This window comes from Mucilaginibacter rubeus (genome assembly GCF_003286415.2).
GTDB lineage: Bacteria > Bacteroidota > Bacteroidia > Sphingobacteriales > Sphingobacteriaceae > Mucilaginibacter > Mucilaginibacter rubeus_A.
The window spans coordinates 1,527,405-1,549,368 of the sequence record NZ_CP043450.1; the positions used below are offsets into that span (position 1 = coordinate 1,527,405).

At 42.4% G+C, this 21,964-nt stretch carries 13 protein-coding genes; 11 read left to right on the plus strand and 2 right to left on the minus strand.

Annotated elements, in window-relative coordinates:
• Positions 1 to 5: 5 nt before the first annotated feature.
• Positions 6 to 1,568 (minus strand): M20/M25/M40 family metallo-hydrolase, encoded by a 1,563-nt coding sequence (locus DEO27_RS06265; RefSeq protein WP_223818173.1) that lies wholly within the window; start codon positions 1,566 to 1,568, stop codon positions 6 to 8.
• Between the two features lie 274 nt (positions 1,569 to 1,842).
• Here DEO27_RS06265 and DEO27_RS06270 point away from each other — a divergent pair, with 274 nt between their 5' ends.
• Positions 1,843 to 3,273, plus strand: coding sequence for an MBOAT family O-acyltransferase (locus DEO27_RS06270; protein ID WP_112572046.1), 1,431 nt, complete (start codon positions 1,843 to 1,845; stop codon positions 3,271 to 3,273).
• Positions 3,274 to 3,276: 3 nt separating this feature from the next.
• The gene (locus DEO27_RS06275) at positions 3,277 to 4,260 is read left to right on the plus strand and encodes a hypothetical protein (RefSeq protein WP_112572044.1); all 984 of its coding nucleotides are present in this window, start codon (positions 3,277 to 3,279) and stop codon (positions 4,258 to 4,260) included.
• Positions 4,261 to 4,353: 93 nt separating this feature from the next.
• Here the strand turns inward: DEO27_RS06275 and DEO27_RS06280 are convergent, their stop codons facing one another.
• Positions 4,354 to 5,772: a pectate lyase gene (locus DEO27_RS06280; RefSeq protein WP_112572042.1), complete on the minus strand. Its 1,419-nt coding sequence runs from the start codon at positions 5,770 to 5,772 to the stop codon at positions 4,354 to 4,356.
• Positions 5,773 to 6,339: 567 nt separating this feature from the next.
• On the opposite strand from DEO27_RS06280, the gene DEO27_RS06285 reads away from it, so the two are divergent.
• The 9 genes from DEO27_RS06285 (at position 6,340) to DEO27_RS06325 (ending at position 21,964) form a co-directional block, all read left to right on the plus strand.
• Positions 6,340 to 6,951, plus strand: coding sequence for a TetR/AcrR family transcriptional regulator (locus tag DEO27_RS06285; RefSeq protein WP_112572040.1), 612 nt, complete (start codon positions 6,340 to 6,342; stop codon positions 6,949 to 6,951).
• Between the two features lie 149 nt (positions 6,952 to 7,100).
• Positions 7,101 to 8,480: a TolC family protein gene (locus DEO27_RS06290; RefSeq protein ID WP_112572038.1), complete on the plus strand. Its 1,380-nt coding sequence runs from the start codon at positions 7,101 to 7,103 to the stop codon at positions 8,478 to 8,480.
• Between the two features lie 11 nt (positions 8,481 to 8,491).
• The gene (locus DEO27_RS06295; protein ID WP_112572036.1) at positions 8,492 to 9,571 is read left to right on the plus strand and encodes an efflux RND transporter periplasmic adaptor subunit; all 1,080 of its coding nucleotides are present in this window, start codon (positions 8,492 to 8,494) and stop codon (positions 9,569 to 9,571) included.
• On the plus strand, positions 9,568 to 12,630 hold the full coding sequence (locus tag DEO27_RS06300) for an efflux RND transporter permease subunit (RefSeq protein WP_112572034.1): 3,063 nt from the start codon (positions 9,568 to 9,570) through the stop codon (positions 12,628 to 12,630). The genes DEO27_RS06295 and DEO27_RS06300 overlap by 4 nt, the downstream gene beginning before the upstream one ends.
• 218 nt (positions 12,631 to 12,848) lie before the next feature.
• Entirely contained in the window at positions 12,849 to 15,575 is a 2,727-nt protein-coding gene (locus tag DEO27_RS06305) for a TonB-dependent receptor (RefSeq protein WP_112572032.1), read from the plus strand.
• 13 nt (positions 15,576 to 15,588) lie between these two features.
• On the plus strand, positions 15,589 to 16,797 hold the full coding sequence (locus DEO27_RS06310; RefSeq protein WP_112572030.1) for a right-handed parallel beta-helix repeat-containing protein: 1,209 nt from the start codon (positions 15,589 to 15,591) through the stop codon (positions 16,795 to 16,797).
• A 26-nt stretch (positions 16,798 to 16,823) separates the two neighbouring features.
• Entirely contained in the window at positions 16,824 to 17,825 is a 1,002-nt protein-coding gene (locus DEO27_RS06315) for a YncE family protein (protein WP_112572028.1), read from the plus strand.
• A 7-nt stretch (positions 17,826 to 17,832) separates the two neighbouring features.
• Positions 17,833 to 18,864 carry a metallophosphoesterase gene (locus tag DEO27_RS06320; protein ID WP_112572026.1) on the plus strand — a complete coding sequence of 344 codons (1,032 nt, stop codon included), beginning with the start codon at positions 17,833 to 17,835 and terminating at the stop codon, positions 18,862 to 18,864.
• A gap of 343 nt (positions 18,865 to 19,207) precedes the next feature.
• Positions 19,208 to 21,964, plus strand: coding sequence for a TonB-dependent receptor (locus DEO27_RS06325; protein ID WP_190295339.1), 2,757 nt, complete (start codon positions 19,208 to 19,210; stop codon positions 21,962 to 21,964).

Here is a 21,964-nt window from a genome sequence, read left to right on the forward strand (position 1 = left end):
TTAGCCTACTTATCCAATCCGCCCCGACGCGTCGCCTTAACCTGTGCCGGCCATTTTATGCCTTCAGTTTTGGTATTAACAGTTTTTTGCGGGTCTTCGCTGGCCATGTAAGCCATAATAGCGGCTAAAATGGCGTTGTTTTTCAAATCGTCAAATACCACTTTATCGTAAGTATCGCGGTTGGTGTGCCAGGTGTATGATCCGTACGACCAGTTAAGCGAGCTTAAAGAAAAACCAGGAGCACCAACAGCTACAAATGAAGCAAAGTCAGATCCACCGCCACCAGGCTGGCCCGGGAATACGGTTTTGATCCGGTTTTTGATGGTATCCGGCACTGCGGCAAGCCATCTGCTTAAATAATCTTTAGCTTCAACAAATCCCTGGCCGGTAAGGTTCACTACGCGACCTGTGCCATTATCCTGGTTAAACAATGCCTGCAGGTTACTTACAATTTCAGGATGATCTTCAACAAAGGCGCGTGAGCCGTTCAGGCCTTCTTCTTCGCTGCCCCAATGACCTACCAATATGGTACGTTTTGGATGCGGGTAGAATTTTTTCAATAGGCGCATAGCCTCCATCATGGTCAGCGTACCGGTACCGTTATCCGTTGCACCTGTGCCGCCATCCCAAGAGTCAAAGTGGGCGCTCAGCATTACATATTCGTTTGGTTTTTCAGAGCCCTTGATCTCAGCAATGGTGTTAAAAGTCGGCACTACGCCCAGTTCTTTTGATTCGCAATGGATGCTGATCACCGGTTTGTTTCCTGATTCGCTCAGGCGGTATAACATGCCATAATCTTCTAATGAAATATCAACTGTAGGTACAATTTTAGTATAGGCGGCAAAGATCTTATCAACCCCAAAGCCAGCCGACCAGTTATTGGTCAGGATCCCTGCAGCCCCGGCATTTTCTAAAGCCACCGGTAAAGTTTTATTGGTAAACCCGGTTTTGCTGATACGTTTTTTCCAGGCATCCGTTTGGGCGGTGCGGTCAGCTTTCATTTTATCAAATGATTCTTTCAGCGCAAACTCCTGCCAGTTGTAATCGGGCCTGCCTGTTGGCTGCAGCATCGAGATCATTACAAACTTACCTTTAACATTAGGCAGCCATTGCTGGAACGCAACAGAATCGGCCACATCCGGCAGAATGATCACTTCGGCAGTAGTGGTTTTTTTGCCCATGCCTGGGCTCCAGGCCAGTTGGGTACCTTCTAATGATTTTACCCTTGGCGATACCATATCAATATGCGATACACCGCGTTCCCAGCCACGCCATTCGCCCCATTTTTCGTTTTTTGCCTGAATATCCCAGCTTTTATATTTAGCTACAGCCCAGTCATTAGCCTGTTTCATTTGCGGCGTACCAACCAAGCGCGGACCGATACCATCAAACAACTCATGCGCCAGTTTTTCCAACTGTGAGTTGGAGGTTTCTTCGGTCATGATGCTGTTGATAACAGGGTTGCTGGATTGTGCCGAAGCTATGCCGCTGCAAAGCAACATGCCCAAAACAAATGGCCTTGCCTTACTCCAAAGGCTGCTGCCGGTATAATGGTAAATATGTTTCATAAGGTCTAAAATATAAAAAAGCAGGAGAGGTAATACGTTTTATCCAAAAGGATATTTCTTGGTAACATAAATATTGCAAAGTGTTAGTTGAGTTTTTAGTTTTTTTTTCCTGAAAAGAAAACTTTACGCGCGCCGCCCTGTGAATGTTTAAAACCGTGAAAACACTAATGTGAAGTTTGTTTCGTGATTTTACACAATGATATACGATTGATGTGACGCTATTTTATATCATTTTATTTTCAGGTAGGTTTAATTGACCAAAAAGTGCCTGACAATGATTTTTAACTCATTTACTTTTCTTCTCTTTTTTCCGATGGTGACAGTTTTATACTTCCTGTTGCCTCACAAATTCAGGTGGATGCTCCTGCTTGGGGCAAGCTGTTATTTTTATATGTTCTTCAAGGCTATATATATACTCATCCTGTTTTTTACCATTATCATTGATTATACCGCCGGCATCTATCTTGAAAAAGTTACCGACCCTAAAAAGAAAAAGCTGCTGTTAATTTTAAGTCTTACTGCAAACATTGGGGTACTGGCGGTATTTAAGTATTTCAATTTTTTTAATGCCAATTTATCAGGGATATTATACTGGATGGGCTACACTAACCCAATTCCGTTTTTACAGATCCTGCTGCCGATAGGGTTATCATTTCACACATTTCAGGCCATGAGCTACACCATTGAGGTTTATCGTGGCCATCAAAAGGCCGAGCATCATTTCGGCATCTACGCCCTATACGTCATGTTTTATCCACAGTTGGTTGCAGGTCCTATCGAACGCCCTCAAAACCTGCTGCACCAGTTTAAGGAATACCATCAGTTTAACGCCCTTGATGTTTCTGAAGGGTTAAAAAGAATGCTGATAGGCTTTTTTAAAAAGGTTGTTGTTGCTGATAGGTTATCGATATATGTAAAAACTGTTTTTGCAAATTACCCCGAACACGGATCGGCCACTCTTGTACTGGCTTCGCTATTTTTTGCTGTTCAGATCTATTGCGACTTTTCGGGTTATTCAGATATTGCCATAGGCAGCGCAAGGGTTATGGGCTTTAAACTGATGGAGAATTTTAAGCGGCCTTATTTTGCAAAAAGCATCAGCGAGTTTTGGAGCAGGTGGCATATCTCACTCTCAACCTGGTTTAAAGATTATGTATATATACCCTTAGGTGGCAACCGGGTTAGTAAAGGCCGGTTGTACCTGAATTTATTTGCCGTATTTATGATCAGCGGCCTGTGGCATGGTGCCAACTGGACATTTATTGTATGGGGCGCTTTGCACGGTTTTTACCTGGTATGCGGAATGGCAACCCAAAAATGGAGGGCTGCCGTGGCGAATAAATTAGGCATAGGCAAAGGGGGATTTGCTAATTTCCTAAATATTGCCTTTACCATTTGCCTGGTTACTGTGAGCTGGATTTTTTTCAGGGCCGCTTCGTTGGAGCAGGCCTGGGGTTTGCTAAAAGGTATTTTTATTTATAAGCCAGGTTTCTTTATAGGCGAGCCTACCTATTTTTTATATGATTTTATGGCTATAGCCGCCTTGTTCTTTTACGAATTAAAACAAGAATACAATCTACGGTCGCTGCGCTTTCTGCATAATGAAAACTGGGGCGTACGCATGGCTTCCTATTTGGGGCTGATTTTTATCATCCTGTTGTTTGGGGTTTTTGATGGCGGGCAATTCATTTATTTTCAGTTTTAAATTATGAAACAGTTAAAAGAAAATAGCAATAAGTTCTTTATAAGGCTGTTGTTGATGATTGTGGCCTTTGTAGCAGTTGATCAAATAGCGGGTGCTTGTCTTTATTATTTTTTCACTCATCAGGCCTCAGGCGAGTATGCCGTAGCTAACCATGTAGTATATAATTTAAATGAGGATGTATTGGTTTTGGGCAGTTCAAGGGCTTCGCACCATTATAACTCTTCACTTATAAAAGATAGCCTGAAATTAAGCTGTTTTAATGGGGGAAGGGATGGAGAAGGGCTTTTATACAGCACCGCGATATTTGAGCTGGCGTTGCAGCGCCATATCCCCAAAGTTGTTATTTTAGATGTAACCAGTGATGTACTAAGCGAAAAGGAGGATGAAAAAAGCAGGCTTTCCATACTATTACCCTATTTAAAACAATCGGATGTTGTTGGCAATATGATAGAGAAGAAAGGCAAGCTGGAGCTATTAAAAAGCAGCCTTCAAACTTATAGGTATAACGGCCAGGTAGTTTCCATATTTCAGCATTACTTTTTATCGTCAGGAAATGCCGTAATGGGGTTCGATCCTTTGACTAATAAAATGGATGCCAGCAAGGTGTCAACGCATACGTCGCTTAAACCATATTCCGACAGTATATCGGCAGATAATGTAGAGGCGCTTAATTTATTGATCAGCGAATGTAAGCGGAAAAAGATTCAGCTCTTTGTTTTTGTATCGCCAAGGTATAATGACGATACCCAACAAAATTCTTATCTCAAAATGAAAAGTATCTGCAATAACAATAAGGTTATTTTTCACGATTTTACCAATGATGTATATTTCAAAAATCCAGAATACTACTCAGACAGGGCACATTTAAACAGCCGGGGAGCCGATCTGTATACCGATACTGTTGCGGCTTTCGTGAAAAGAAGATTAGCATCTGAAGCTAATGTTCAATACCTGAGTAAAAACGAAATACATGGGTCTTTAAACTGAAACATAACCGCAAACAATAAAAAAGGCCGCTTTATGATAATCCATAAAGCGGCCTTTTTGCTTAATTGCTTAAGCGTGGGGTGAATGATTTAATTAGTTAACTGTTTTAACACCAGCACCTGCTGTAACTACTGCCGGAACGTTTGCAGCAGCATCAAGTACTGAGCTGTAAGAGTAAGAAGGTACCCAGCTTGACAAAGATGAAGTGATGTCGTTAGAACCGCAATTAGAATAAATGTTGGTTGTTGTACCGCTGAAGTAACCTACCGGGTCGCCATCTAAGTTGGTAGTAAGCGGTTTTTTACAGCCTGAGAAATACTCATTATCTGTTCTTACTGTACCACCGTACCTTGCACCGATAGAGTAACCATCATTGTTTAAGTGGTAGTTGTTGTACATGTGGATGCTACCGAACACCAAAGTAGGTTCCCTTTCAGATACATTGTACCAGTAGTTGTGGTGCACTGTAACGTGTAGTTTGCCTGTGTTGGCTGCAACAGCATCGCTTGATATCGAACCGATAAGCAATGACAAGTAAGTGTCGTGGAATTTGTTCCAAGAAATGGTTACGTAGTCAGAACCTTCGGCAACACCGATATCTTTACCCCAGTAATCCCAGCCATGGCTACGGTCTGTCGCGAAATCGCAATGGTCAATCCAAACGTGATGTGATTGGAATTTAACATAGATACCACATTCGGTTACGTAATTTCTAAACGTAATGTTTTGAATGATGATGTTACTTACAGTGAATAGGTAAAGGTTCAGGCTCTGGATAACAGCGCCGGTTTTACCAATGATGGTGGTATTTGAACCAACATACACAGGGGTTAAACCCGATCCGCTGATTGTTCCGCTAACGTAAACAATTTTAGGCGAATTGCCTGCTACAGCAGATTTGAAAGCTGCAAGTGTGCTTACTGTAACAGCGGTTGCACCTTTACCACCGGTTGTTGTTCCGTTAACTGCAGCGTAGCCGGTTAATACTGTACTTAAAACAGAGCCGGTGGCTGGAGTTGAAGTGGCTGGAGCGCTTGTTGAGGGAGCTGTAGCACCGCTGCTTGCAGTACCGGTAAGGGTGTAGGTGTACTTTCTTCCGTTTGTCAGAGGGCTACTGTTATCGGAAGTTGAGAAGTACAAACCATTGGACCAATGGCTGAAGCGGCCTTTACCAATATCTCTGATATCAGCGTGAACCGAGTGGGCCGGACCTAATTCAACGCCGTTTTCATAAACTTTAAGCGTTGAAGCGGTTGGAGCCGTGTTTGAATCTCCGTCTACAGGAATAGGGCTAACTTTGTAAGCATAGCCTTCATCTTTCCTGATTGACGCCACGTCCATCGTGTAGACTGTAGGAGAGGCTGTTGTCGCCAGGCTTTGACTGGCATTTAAATCATTAATTGGAACGGTTACTGGTTTGTCTGCATTTTTAGAGCAACTTCCGATGAGAAGAAGCGTACTCAATGCCAAACTGCCAAATGTCATTTTGTTTAAAGATTTTGTTTTTTGCATGTTATAATTTTTAATTAAGCCCTCGAAACGTGGTCTTATATTAAAAATTACCGTTGATTTTTAGATAAAGATATAGACTAAAAGCTTAGATAGTTCAAAAGCTTCCATTCTGTTGTTTAAACGTATAAAATGGTGTGTATTTGTAAAGTATGCAGTTGTAAAGAATTGCACACTTCGTGACATTTCTATGACAATTTAATCTCACACGAAAACTGAATTTTCGTTGCTTGGGGCTTGAAGTCTGTGTTTTATCTCGTGTTTTTTAACTTACAATTAACACGCTTACCTGTGAAAATTGCTTTACAAATTCTTAATGTTAGGTCTAAAAATTATTATATTCTTAATTCACGATATTGGATTTTAGCATCTTCATATTTTTTGTGCTGAAATTTTGAGCGGATGAATAATCCAATTTTGCGTAATAAGGCTGGTTTATAGTTGATAACAAGATAGTTACTGTTTTGTTTCAATGTTCAATATAAGTTTTTGTTTTCAAAATGTCAAATGGAATTTTAGTTTGCAATTAATGAACACTGTTCATTACATTTGTGATGTACTTAATTAACTATGGGAGTAACTGACAGAAAGGAACGGGAAAAAACAGAAATGAAGGAGCTCATCAGGGCTACTGCCATGAAGATGTTCCTGGAAGATGGTTACGCCAAAACATCCATCCGTAGTATTGCCGAAGCCATAGAATATAGTCCCGGTACTATATATCTGTATTTTAAAGATAAAGACGAGCTTTTATACGAAGTGCAAGGTGAAGCCTACGGCCAGTTGCTGGAAGTTTTTAAAAGAGAAGCTACGAGTACGGATCCGCTTGAGAAGCTGAGGCAGGTAGGCAGGGCGTATATTAACTTTGGTCTCCAAAACCCGGAGCTTTATGATTTGATGTTCATTATCCGGGCGCCAATGAACGTAGATGAGGAAATTCATAAGGCTAACGGCGGTAACTGCTTTGCTTTCCTGGTTGATTGTCTTAATGATTGCATCAGCAAAAATTTGCTTCGTTTAACAGATTTACACCAGGCTTCCCTGCTGATATGGTCAACGGCACATGGCCTGGTATCGCTAAATCTGCGTTGCCGCTTAAAGATCATGGATCAGCCGGAAGAAGCCATACCTGAAATTTTAATTAAATCAATGGAAGATTATTTAGCAGCTGTAACAATTTAAAAAAAAATTGATCTATTACTAAACACTGTTCATTTGTTAAACAATTGTTAATAAAAAATATCGGTTCAGCCGACATCATATAATGCACTGCTGCTGAATATAGTTCTGTCAAATAAATTTTTTTACTCTTATACTAAACATTGTTCATTATGTATACATCGTTCAAAATAAAGTCAATCCCCATCATTGCGATATGTATGTTGCTTGGCATAAGCGCGTGGGGGCAAAGCAGCAATAAACAGCTTGATGATTATATCGCTACGGCATTTGCTCAAAATCAGGGCTTAAAGGAGCAGCAATTTGATTTGGATAAGGCCATGGCTGCGTTGAAAGAAGCCCAGGCCATGTACCTGCCTACGGTGAGTTTATTGGGCAGTTATACAAAATCATCGGGGGGCCGTACTATAGATGTGCCGGTTGGTGATTTGGTAAATCCGGTTTATACTGCACTCAATCAGCTAACCAACTCTAATAAATTTCCGCAATTAAAAAATGAATCCTTTTTGCTTAACCCGGATAATTTTTATGATGCCAAAGTCCGGACATCATTGCCGCTGATTAATGCCGAAATCAGGTACAATAAACTGATTAAACAGCAACTGATTACCAGCCAGCAGGCTGCGGTAAATGTTTACAAAAGAGCTTTGGTAAAAGATATTAAAACGGCTTATTATCAGTACTATCAATTGTTGCAAAGCATCGCAACTTATAACAGCGCAATGACCCTAATCAAAGAGAACATTCGCGAAAATGAGAGCATGCTGCGTAACGGCGTCCGGAACGGAACAGCGTTGCTCCGCTCTCAAACTGAAAAGGAAAAAACAAACGCTGCCCTGATTCAGGCACAGCATAGTACACAAAACGCCAAGTCATATTTTAATTTTTTACTCAACCGTTCTTTACAGGATACTATTATTGTTGAGTCTGAAGCTATTGCAGATATTATTGCCGCTCCCGATACCTCGGCAGGCACAAAACAACGCGAGGAATTAAAACAGTTGCGTACGTTGCAGCAGGTTTATACTCTAGATTATAAATTGCAGCGCTCGGGCTTTATCCCTAAGCTTAATACTTTTATCGATCTGGGCTCTCAGGGGTTTGATTTTAACGTGAACAACAAAACCCGCTACTATTTGTGGGGTGTAAACCTTCAATGGGATATTTTTACCGGCGGACAGCGCAAGTATAAAGCCGAACAATCAAGGGCTAATTATAATGCCGCTACCGCCCAGCTTGACCAAACAGAGCAATCGTTACAACTACAGCTCGATCAGGCTTATCATAACTACCAGTCGGCCAATGCTGCTTATAAAAGCGTTACCGCGCAACTCCAGTTTGCAGCCAAATATTATAATGATCAGTTAAAGGCTTACCGTGCAGGGCAGCTTCTTTACCTTGAACTGGTAGACGCCCAGGACCAGCTAACGGGCGCACGCCTGCAAATGGCCGGTGCGCAGGCCAATCTTCAGATCTCTCTCGCCGAGCTCGAACGTCAACAGGCTACTTATCCAATTAACAACTCCAACTAAAACAGATAGACATGAAAAAAATTAAATACACCGGTTTATTGCTGTGCATACCATTTATATATGCCTGCAAATCTCACCCCGCCGCGGTTAGTAATGAAGGTGGGGCCGATACCATACCCGTACAGGTTATGCAGCTGACACAGCAAAGCAACAATGCTCCGATGGCTGTATCCGGACAGTTCACTACCGATGATGAGGTGATGCTCTCCTTTAAAATCGGCGGTATCATCAGCGGCTTGAATGTGAAAGAAGGCGATGCCGTAAAAAGAGGGCAGTTATTGGCAACACTTAACCCGACCGAAATTAACGCGCAGGTACAACAGGCTACCCTTGCAACCGAAAAAGCACAGCGCGATTATGAACGTACCCAAAACCTTTATAAAGACAGTGTAGCTACCCTTGAGCAACTGCAAAACAGTAAAACCACCTTGCAACAGGCGCAGCAGCAACTAAAAACAGCAACATTTAACCGCCAGTATTCGGAGATCCGTGCGCCTAAGGATGGTTATATTTTGCACAAGCTGGCCAACGTAGGTCAGCAGGTTACCGCAGGAACGGCTGTTTTGCAAACTAATGGCGCCGAATCTGGTAAGTGGATGTTACGGGTAGGTATAAGTGATAGCCAGTGGGCCGTATTGCAGCTTAATGATAAGGCAACTATTCAAACCACGGCGATGCCTGGACAGGTACTGCAAGGCTTGTTAAGCAGGAAATCTGAAGGAGTTGACGCAGCTACCGGTACTTTTAGTGCTGATATTACTATCACCGGTAAAAAGCCCCAGGCCATAGCCGCAGGGATGTTTGGAAAAGCAACAATAACACCTGCCCGCCCTGCAACTGCCGAAAATGGCACCTGGCAAATTCCTTATGACGCGTTATTAGATGGCGACGGCAATAGCGGTTATGTATTTGTAACAGATGATAATAAAACCGCGCATAAAATAAAGGTAACTGTTGCCGGTATAGATAAAAATACGGTAACCATCAGCAGCGGACTGGCCGATGCAAAATCATTGATCATATCCGGGTCGGCATATCTTACAGATAACAGTGCCATCACAGTTCAATCACCTAAAACCGCGGCCAGATGAAGATCTCAGATTATGCTGTGAAAAACAGCCAGTTTACCCTCGTGATCTTTATCATGATCATAGCTTTAGGGATAACCACCATGCTCAATATGCCCCGTTCGGAAGACCCGGAAATGCATCCGCCCTCGTTCCTGGTTATTGTTAATTATCCGGGTACAAGTCCGCGGGATATTGAGGATAGGGTAGTAACACCGCTGGAAAAAACCATAGGAGGTCTTGATGATATCAAACGGATCCGCACTACGATATCCAACGGTGTAGCTGTATTGAGAGTTGAATATAAGTACAGTAGCAATATTGACTCTAAATACCAGGAAATAGTTCGCGAGGTAAACAATAAGCGAAGCGAGCTGCCAACAGACGTAGCCGGTATCGAAATCCAGAAACAGCAACCTACCGATGTAAACGTGTTGCAGGTTGCGCTGGTATCAGAAAACGCCGCCCGCAGTCAGCTGCAGCATTTTGCCGAAAAATTACAAGACGAGCTGGAGAAAGTATCGTCACTTAAGCAAGTATCTATTTATGGTTTACCCGGTCAGCAGGTACGCGTTGAACTCGATCTGGAAAAGATGGCGCAAATGCACTTACCGGTTGGTGCCGTTGTCAATAGCTTGCACAGCGAAATGGCCAGTATCCCCGGTGGGAGTATTGATGCCGCTCATTTAACTTTCAACATCAAAAGTAATGACTACCGTACGTTGGATGCTGTAAATAGCACCGTGGTTTATGCGGCCAACGGTAAAAATATCCTGTTAAAAGATATTGCCCATGTATACTATGGTTATGGCGAAGAAAAGCATATCACCCGCCTTAACGGGCATCGTTGTGTATTTGTAGTAGCCGCCCAAAAAGATGGCGAAAACATCAATAAAACCCAGGCCGATTACAGTAAGGTACTCACGGGCTTCAAAAAGTTGCTACCTGCCAATATCGACCTGGTTCAAAATTTTGATCAGGCCGATAACGTGAACAGGCGTTTAACCGGCTTAAGCCACGATTTTATAATCGCTATTTTATTGGTAGCCGTTACGCTGATGCCGTTGGGGTTTCGCCCGGCAGTAATTGTGATGATCTCTATCCCGCTTTCATTGGCCATAGGTATTGTATTGCTGCAGCTTTTTGGCTTCAATCTTAACCAGTTAAGTATTGTAGGCCTGGTTGTAGCGTTGGGGCTTTTGGTTGATGATAGTATTGTGGTGGTCGAGAACATTGAGCGTTGGATGCTCGAAGGCCACAGCAGGCTTGAGGCTACCCTGAAAGCTACCGGGCAAATTGGTAAAGCCGTTGTAGGCTGTACGGTTATCCTGATCATCGCCTTTATGCCGCTGGTGTTTTTACCCGAAGGTTCCGGCGATTTCATTAGGTGCTTACCATTAGCCGTAATATTCTGTGTATTGGCATCAATGCTGGTATCCTTAACTTTTATCCCATTCTTATCAAGCCGTTTGCTGAAAAATCATACCGGTCACCCGGACGGCAACCTGATCATGCGTGGATTGAAAAAGTTGATTCACGGCAGTTATGCCCGTTTGTTAGATAAAGCATTACAGAAACCGTTTTTAACTATTGGCGTTGCGGTCGTACTGTTCACGGCTTCTGTTTATTTGTTTGGGGTGATTGGTTTTAGTTTGTTTCCATCCTCAGAGAAACCGCAATTCCTGATCAATATCACAACTCCCAATCAATCCAATTTGCCGTATACTGATACCATTACGCGGGAGATAGAAAAGCAGTTAAAACGGGAGCCGCTCATTAAATACTATGCTACCAATGTGGGCCATGGTAACCCGAGGATCTATTACAACGTAATTGCCGAAAACAACCGCAGCGATTTTGCGCAGCTGTTTGTGCAGCTTGATAATGATACCCGGCCCGACGAAAAGCTTGCCCTCATCCAGAAATTACAAAGCCGCTGGGCGCATTATCTCGGCGCTAAGGTTGAGGTGAAAAACTTTGAACAGGGGCCGCCGGTAGTTGCGCCGATAGAGGTGCGTTTGTTTGGAGATAACTTGGATACATTGCGTGCCTATTCGCTTAAAGTTGAAAAGCTGCTGCACCAAACTGCAGGCACTATGTATATAAATAACCCGGTAAGTTTGCTGAAAAGCGACATCCGCATAGCTGTAAACAAAGAAAAGGCACAGCAACTGGGTGTCAATTCCTTAGCTGTTGACCAAATTGCAAGACTGGCCGTTACCGGGCTTGACATGGGTACATACTATAATAATGATAATAAATACGGATATACCGTTTTACTTACACGGGTTAAAGAAGGTCGCCCAAGTATGGATGCTTTCCGCAATTTGTATGTGAACAATGCCCAGGGTAGCGCGCTGCCGCTTAACCAGGTGGCAAATCTGCAATTGGAAGCATCGCCGGCGGTTATTAATCACCAGGAAAAAAAGCGTGTAGTATCGGTACAGGCCAACGTACAAAAAAGCTTTTTGGTAAGCCGGGTGATTGATGATGTAACACAAAAAATGGATAAGCTAAAATTGCCGCCGGGATATAGCTATGAAATGGGCGGCGAGGTTGAATCAAGAAATAACTCCTTTGGCGGTTTCATGAGCATTATCCTGGTAACCGTGTTTGTATTTGTGGCTGTGCTGGTGTTATTATTTAAAACCTTTAAAAGTACGCTTATCATCCTTTCGGTTATTCCGCTTGGGGTGGTAGGGGCAGCCGTGGCGCTTTGGGTTACGGGTAATTCGCTTTCGTTCGTAGCTATTATAGGCTTGATAGCGCTTGCCGGTATCGAGGTTAAGAATACAATTTTGCTGGTTGACTTTACCAACCAGTTGCGGCAGCAGGGCCGAAGCCTGCAGGAAGCTATCCGCGAAGCGGGCGAGGTACGCTTTTTACCAATCGTGCTTACTTCTTTAACAGCTATCGGCGGTTTAATTCCGATAGCCATTTCAACCAATCCGTTAATATCTCCATTAGCTATTGTGTTGATAGGAGGGCTAATCAGCTCTACCTTATTATCAAGGATAGTAACTCCTATAGTTTACGAGTTGATTCCGCCCGCTATTACGGTCGATGAGCAAACAGCTCAATAAAGTTATTAAACCCCGGCAGCTCAATAAAAATGCCGCCGGGGTTTGTATAATTTGTTAACTGCATATTCTCAATATGTGTTTAAAATACTCACAAAACTGATGATTAACCTTGCTAATGTTAATGTATGGTTATCAGTTGATTAACGATTTTGCAAGGACGCGTTTATTCAGTATTACTCCAGATTTAGCACGGTGTTTTGGCAAAAAACACGTGCCCTATGATCAATAAAATTTACCTGTTATTCCTGTTAACCTTATTCACAACTGTTGCCTCTGCACAAACAGGGGGGATAAAAGGACAAATAATTGATGCGCAAACAAAAGAGCCTTTAAGTGGCGCGTTTGTCCATTTTGATAATAAGAACGGAGGTTCAGTTACCGATGCGTTTGGTAATTATGCTATCACCGGTGTTGATGCCGGGCAGTACAAGCTTAAAGTAAAATATATAGGCTATACTGAGTACAAGCAGGATGTTACCATTACAGCCGGCAAAGTATCTGTAATGAATATCCAGCTTTCGGAAAAGCCGGAAGAGCTTAAAACGGTTAAAGTTTACGGAACAACCAACGCAGAGTCAGAATCGTCATCCCGCCGTAAGGAAAGTAAGGCAGACAATATTATTAACGTACTGTCTGCACAGGCTATGCAAAGGTCGCCGGATATTAATGCTGCAAACGCCCTGCAACGCGTTTCTGCGGTAACCATCCAGCGTAATAGTGGGTCGGATGAAGCATATGCTATTATCAGAGGTTTGGAGCCCCGTTATAACAATACTTTAATTAATGGTGTTAAAGTGACCAGTCCCGATCCTGTTTCGCGGTTTATTTCATTAAGCATAGTTCCTTCAGACCTGCTGGAAAGTGTAGAAGTAAGCAAAAGTCTTACGCCCGAAATGGAAGGTGATGCAATAGGCGGAACCGTGAACCTGATTTTTAAAGATGCGCCGGAGTACGAGTATTTTAAGGCAAACGGCTCGATAGGCTATAGCGCCATTTTCTTTAACCGGAGGTTTGATGATTTTTATCATGGCGCGGTTCAAAGTAAAAGCCCGACTGAAAGGTTCGGAGCTGCTTATAACGCCCCTCCGGGCTATTTTTCAAGGGCTAACCTGGACTTTACCAAAAAGAATGCCCCACCGACCGCATTACTCGGTTTTACTTACGGCCGCAGGTTCCTTAAAAATAAATTAGGGTTTATTATTGCCGATAGTTACCAAAATCAGTTTTACGGCACAAATTCAGAATTTAACGTAGCTCAGCCCGATATCAGGGACGGTAAAAACTTTCAGCCGGTTATTGCCGATGTAGCCAACCGGACTTATTCAACCCAACAATTAAATAATGGATTATCGGCTCATCTTGATTATAAGTTTGATGATAATAACAAGGTAAGCGTTGATAACGTTTTCCTTTATACTCATCTTGCACAAACGCGTTTAAGTATCGATACCTCGATATTAGGAGGCAACGGGGGCAGGATAGGGCCTGGTACAGGTACCGTTTTTAACGACAACCGTTCAAACATACAGAATCAGTATGTTGAAAATCTTAAACTGAGCGGTAAACATGTTATTGAAAAACATTTCCTTTTTGATTGGGCGGGTGTTTACAGTAATGCTACCCAAAACGCGCCAGACAGGGCTGATATATCTATCAACCATTTGATTAACCCTGATTTTACAAGCACTCCCGATTATTTTGATAACATATCAAGGATCTGGCAAAAGAGCGGTAATAAAGACCTTAGCGCTATGGCCAATATCGGGTACAAAACAGGCCTGGGCGAAAAAAGTGCTATCGAACTAAAAGCCGGTGGTCTTTACAGGCATAGCACACGCTACAACCATCAAAACGAATACATTTTACGACCGGCTGCGACCGCCAATGGTGGCAAAAGTGGCTTTACCGATATCTATTCGGCCGATTTTGTGGTGTACAATCAAACAGGTACCGATCAAAGTGATAAAACCAATTATACCGCTTATGAAGATATCACTGCCGGTTACGGCGAAGTTAAACTCGTATTGGATAATTTGGCGGTTATCGGTGGTGTACGTGTTGAAGGTACTAAACAAGGATATGATACTCATCCCGTTGTTTTGGATATCCGCAGTAATGCGAAAAAGACTTACACAGATGTTTTACCAAGTGTTCAGTTAAAATATAAGCTTACCGAAAATTCAAACTTAAGGGCATCTTATTTTAAATCGATAGCACGCCCTGCATTATACGAGCTGGTGCCAACTCCAACCCTTGGCGAAAGTACCGATGTTACAGGTAATCCGCTTGTAAAGCACACCGAAGCAGATAATTATGATATTAGGTATGAACTTTTTCCGGGTAAAGAACAGCAATTGTTCGTTGGCGGGTTTTACAAAAATATCATCAACCCCATTGAGTTTGCATTAAATGATTCACAAAACGGACAGCTTAACACTTCCCCGCAAAATTTTGGCACGGCTAAGGTTACAGGCGCGGAGGTAGTTTACAGTAAGTATTTTGGAGATCTTGGCGTATCAGGTAACTACACCTATACCTACTCAAACATAAAAACCACAAAAATTTATACCTCTACCGATGCAAATGGGGTTTCTACCTCCGTTCCGAGGTTGCAAAGCAGGCCATTGCAGGGGCAAACAGGCGATGTACTGAACCTATCCTTGTTGTACAAAAATGATAAGCAAAAAGCTTTTGTTCAGTTAGCGTATACCTATACCAGTAAAACGCTGTCGCTGATCTATCCAAACTATGGATATGATTACTATCAGCAGCCGCAATCATTCCTGGCGCTATCGGGAGAAAAGCAGGTGGCTAAGCATTTTGTGTTAACAGCCAAAGTGAATAACCTGCTTAATACACCTACAACGGTACTGATCAATAACCTTGTTCAATCAAAAGATTTGTACAACGTGAGTTTCAATTTAGGTTTCAGGTATTCATTATAAAAGCATCAAATCCATGAAAGTGAAATATATATTTATGTTAGCAGTTGGCTTTATTGCAACTGTTACCCTTAATAGCTGTAAAAAAGCTGAGTTAACTACGTTTACTCAAATTAAGATCCCTACTTCAAGTCCGATACAGCCCGGTAATATCAGCGGCTTTGTAAAAGGCACTTTAGTAACCGGCGAAACTTATACGATAACTGCCGATGTTACGGTAAAAAAAGGCGATACACTTTATGCTCAGCCCGGTGCAAACGTTATTGTGAAAAACAATTCGCAGGTTAATATTCAGGGTGTTTTAAAACTGGAAGGCACAAAGGACCAGCCGGTATACTTCAATTCTGACTCGAATAAGCCCGGTACCTGGGGCGGTTTTCAATGCGATACAGCCCAGGCCATAACTATAATCTGGACACACGTTGATAACACCGGTGGGCCTGATGCTTCCGGAAGTGCACGTGGCACCCTGAAGGTGAAAGCTCCAATCAAAGTAGACATTGAAGATTCATGGTTTACCAACGGACAGGACGATCTGATGGCCTTAAGTAACGGTGCCAAAGTAACCATTTTAAGAAACACCATCAGCTCATCAGGCAGTACGGATGGAGAGGGCATTAACCTGAAAACTGGTGTTACCGGCAATGTAGCCTATAACGTAATTTTTAGCCAGGCAGGCTCAGGTGTAAAACTCGAAACCAGCTCGAGCAAGCCTTTTCCGCAAACTGAAGTAAATGTGTACAACAACACCCTGGTTTCAAATGGCTGGCGAAGGGGTTCGGCCGAGCCGGGGCGTGCTGTTTCTGTTGGTGTAAATGCCATTGGCCACATTTTCAATAATATTATTGTTAACGATTACCATGGCATTGAATTATTTGACGACGGCGATATAGCCCACACCACATATGGTAACAACCTGTTTTATGCCACGGTTGATACTTATGCCGATTTGGTAGATCCGACTTTAAAGATCAACATCCGGGATGGATTTTATCCTCCATCTGGTTTGGGAAAACCTCAGCCAACCGATCTGATCTCAAAAAAGATAGGGGATAAGGATCCAATGTTTGTAAAGTTTGATGGTACGGTGGCTGCACCTAACGGATATCCTAATACCAATGATTTTCGCTTGCAAAGCACATCGCCGGCATTCAGTGCGGGCAACACACAATACAACCTTGACCTGGGTGCTTATACCAGCGACGATAAAGGGAATAAACATTAAGCATCAATATTTAATATAATATCATTATGAAAAAAATAGCGTTTTTCTTCCTTTTAAATGCCGGCCTGTTTTTAGGTTTATCAAAGTCATCTGCTCAAAATTATGTATTGGATAAAACCATCGCTTTACCCGGCGATGGCGGCTACGACTACGTATTTATCGATCAGCCTAATCATACCTTGTATGCGTCACACGGTACTGAAGTAAATGTAGTTGACCTGAAAACCGAAACGGTTAAAGGTATAATCAGTGATATGAAGGGTGTGCACGGCATCGCTGTTGACAATGAGCTTAATAAAGGCTTTATAAGCGACGGCAAAGCCGATGAAGTAATTGTGTTTGATATAAAAACACTGGCTGTTATTACCCGCATTCCCTTAGATCATAAAGGCGCCGACGCGATTATTTTTGATCCTTATTCAAAAAAGGTCTTCACGTTTAACGGGCATAGCAGCAGTTCATGTGTAATTGATCCGATAGCTATGAAACAAATTGCATCAATTGATATGGGCGGTGCTCCCGAATTTGCTGTTGCCGATGGTAAAGGAACCATATATAACAACCTGGAGGATAAAAGCAGCCTGAACGTAATCGACACAAAAACACTAACGGTCTCCAAAAACTATACCTTAAGCCCTTGTGGCGGCCCTACAGGTATAGCAATGGATAAAGCGAACCAAAAATTGTTTACTGTTTGCCGCGAAAACAAGGGGCTTAGCGTAGTTGATATCCCAACAGGCAAAGTGATCCAGACACTGCCGATTGGCGCTGGGGTTGATGCCGTTGTGTATGATCCGGCTCAAAAAATACTGGTAGCCTCAAACGGCGACGGAACCGCCAGTATCTTTAAACAAAATGCCCCTGATACTTACAGCGCTGTGCAAACTTTAACCACACAATATCGCGCTAAAACCATGGCTATTGATCTGGCTACACATAAACTTTATTTCCCGGTTGCCGATTATGAACAGGGAACCAAAACCATGAAGCCTGGTACATTTAAGCTACTTGTTTACCGTCAGCAATAATATTGGGATGAAAAGAAGAGATTTTGTAAAAAATACTGCACTATCGGCAATAGGAGCTTCGCTTATTGCGCCTTTGGGCGCCCTTGCAGCAGACAGGGTAACTCATTTAACAAGTGAGGAACTTACATTACTGCCTGCAATTAAAGATGATTACTCCCTGCATTTTATGGCACTGGGCGATTGGGGCCGTAATGGCGAATACGATCAGCTGGAAGTGGGTAAACAGATGGGCCTTTGGGGAGCGGCGCATCCAAATGATTTTGTAGTTTCTGTTGGGGATAATTTTTATCCCAAAGGTGTTATCAGCGAATTTGACCCCTTATGGCATTATTCGTTCGAGAATATTTATACCGCGCATTCACTGCAATGCGATTGGTACCCGGTTTTTGGAAATCACGATTATCATTCGGATGTTGACGCCCAGATCAGGTACAGTAAAATAAGCCGCCGCTGGAATATGCCGGCGCGGTATTACTACAAAGAGATCAGCCTGAATAAAGCTAAAAACAAAGAGGACGAGGTGGTTAAAAAAGAACCAAAAGAGAATAAGCAGCAGGCAAAAGCTAAAGCTCTTTTAATATTTATTGATACAGATCCTTTTTTACATGAAGCGCAGGCCCAGTATGTTGAAAAGCAAATGCAATGGCTTAATGAAACACTGGCGAATGTATCTGAAGATGTGAAATGGAAAATCGTGATTGGTCATCATCCTTGTTATTCTGTAGGGCCCCGTATCGACAACTACGATACGGTGACGATGAGAAAAGCATTGACCAAAACTTTTGAAGAGCATAAAGTTGATGTTTACCTTTCGGGGCATGAGCATTCTTTGCAACACCTGAAACCTGAAGGTTTTACCCATCAGTTTATTTCAGGCGCAGGTTCTGAACTCACAAAAGTTACAGCAGGTGTTCCCTATAGCCGTTTCCAGGCATCAGAGCATGGCTTTATGTATTTTGCTGTAGATGAGAAACGATTGAACGTAAGGGCGATAAATTACCAGGGAGAGGTGCTTTACCAAACCGAGCTTACTAAATAGAAACTGAATTTACACAAGGCGCTTCCTTGTGTAATCCGGTTTATTCCAATTTAGGTTTACAGCTTATCAAACGGTAAGCTGTAAACCTGATAACCAATAATAATTGATCGTGATTGCCAATCCTAAATATGAGATGGGTTTTTGAAGCACTTTAATCGCTGTATTATTAAGCCTGTGTTAAGTTTTGGTTATGTATTATTCTTAGGCTTCTTTATTCAATTTTTCTCCAGTTTTCAGCGGGTTTCTTTGCGGAAAATTAAACCCGTTGTTCATGAAACACCCTTACTTTCTTAACAGGTTATTGCTATTATTCTCAATATGCCTGCTATTTTCCTTTACAACTATGGCCCAAACTATAAGGGGAAAGGTAACCGATGCTAAAACCGGCGAACCCCTTACCGGAGCAACAGTGCACTTAACCCAGGATGGGGTTAGCAAGTTTGTTGCGGTTAATCTTAATGGTTCCTATAGTTTCAAAAATTTAAAAAACGGCCCATACAAAGTACAGGCAAACTATGTTGGTTATACCTCATCTAAAATTAATGAAGGTAATATCACATCAGCAAGTGACGTAGTTACGGTAAACATACTGCTGCAAGACGCAAGTATGCAAATGACCGAGATTCAGATTAAAGGTGAGGCCAACAAAGAATCTGACCATGCTGTACGTAACATTGAAAAAAACGCGCCAATGGTTATCAACGTGCTTTCGGCAAACACTATTAAGTTATTGCCCGATGTTACCGTGGCAAATGCTTTACAGCGCGTTAGCGGTGTAACCATCCAGCGTTCGGCAAGTGGCGAAGGTCGTTACGCCATTATCAGGGGTATGGATCAGCGTTACAACTCAACACTGGTAAATGGTATTAAAATACCAAGTCCGGATGGCCAGTACCGTTTTGTGCCGATGGATATATTTCCTTCAGAAATGCTGGAAAGGCTTGAAGTGATCAAAGCACTTACCCCGAGCATGGAAGGCGACGCCATTGGCGGTGTAATGAACCTGGTAATGAAAAGTGCCCCAAGTCAGTTTACTTTCAGTGCTAACGTATCTGGCGGTTTTTCTACATTGTTTTCATCAAGCAGACCGTTTGTTGGTTTTAGCGCATCTCCTAACAGCAAATCTCCGGCAGCTATTAATGGCAACAGCTATGCTGCTACTTATGCCGATTTTAGTAATAAGGCGCTTACAAGCGACAAAAATATGTCAACTCCATTTAGCTCAACAGCCGGTATTACCATCGGCGACAGGTTTTTGGATAAAAAATTAGGAGTTATCGTTTCTGCAAGTTATCAGAACATTTACCGCGGCTCTAATTCAAAACAGCTTACGCCAAACGCGCAGCCATCGGCTATTCCGCTGCCAAACTCGCCTCAGTTTTCTGATGCTTATGATCGCACCTATTCTACCCAAACAGAACGTGTAGGTATCCACAACAAAATAGATTACGCTTTTAACGACAAAAACAAGATCTCGTTATACAACCTTTACATCCATCAAAGCGAATTTGAATCACGCTTTACTTCTGATACATTGGGTTTGGGCTTAAACTCTACCGGTTTAAGTAAACAGATCACTATCTCAAACAGGAGTATGTTAACCAAGCAAAATATCTATAACTCAACCTTACATGGTGAGCATTGGCTTGGCAATCAATGGCGCTTAAACTGGGATGGAGTATATTCACAAGCTACCAGGCACCAGCCGGATAGAACCGAGTTTTTTTATGATGCTAATAAAACCCTGAATAATTCAGGCGCTGTTACTGCCGAGGTTGATAACAATACCCAGTTAGATCATCATTGGGAAAATAACCGGGATAAAGACCTTTCAGGATATGCTAACCTGATCTATACTCCAAAAATTGCAGGTAAAGATGTTGAGTTTTCGGCCGGTGGCTTATATCGCCATAAAGTAAGAGATGCTGATTATATCACTTATTCATTAACCGGTGGTAAATCAACCTTGTTCAATAATAACTTTAATTCCATTCCTTTTGCGTTCAATTCGGCTGCCGATGGTATCGGTGCTAACAACCCCGATTTGCAAAATAACTACCACGTAAGGGAAAATGATAATGCCGAGTATTTACAGGTTAAGTTTGATCTGTTCCCTAAACTTCAGGTATTAGGTGGCGTGCGTATCGAAAACACCGATTTAACTTATGTTACCCAATCGCCAGAAACGGTTACACAAAGAAGCGGTAATATCAAATACACTGATGTTTTGCCAAGCATCCACTTAAAATATCAGCTAACAGATAATCAAAATATCCGCGCGTCATACTTCGCGGCAATCAGCCGTCCGGGTTTTGGCGAGCAGGTGCCATATAAAGTTACCGGCGAGTATTTTGACCAGGTTGGTAACCCTTATTTAAAACACATCACAGCAGATAACTACGATGTACGTTATGAGTTTTTCCCGGGTGGTGCCGATCAGTTATTGTTAGGCTCGTTCTACAAAAAAATCTACAATCCTATCGAGTATTTCGTAGTGCGTGATGGTGGCCCAAGCTCGCAGGTTATTAAACCTCAAAACGATCCTGGTAACGCTACCAACTATGGTTTTGAAGCTTTGGCTACAAAATTCTTTGGTGTGATAGGCTTCTCAATTAACTACACCTATACCCATTCAAGGATTACAACAAACAAACTGCTTTATTCAAATGACCCAACCCTGGGTTTAAAACAAACCAATGTGGATGAAACCCGTCCGCTGCAAGGTCAGGCAGATCACGTGGGTAACGCATCTGTACTGTACAAAAGCGCTAAGTTAGGTTTGGATATACAACTGGCCTTTGTTTACACCGGCGAGCGTCTTGCACAGGTATCGCCATATTACAACCTTGATTTTTATCAGCATGCCTACAATCAGTTAGATTTTTCTTTCGAAAAAACTATCGCCAAAAGGCTGTCTTTCTATGGCAAGGTTAATAATATCACCAACGCGGCCAGCAAAATCTATTTGAAATTCCCGCATGGCAGTCTTGATGCAAAACAACAGGAGTTTTTAGGCAAACAGGATATCGCAGGTCAAACGCTTGTTCAAAGCGACTATTACAAAACACTATTCCTTGGTGGTTTCAGGTATAAATTATAA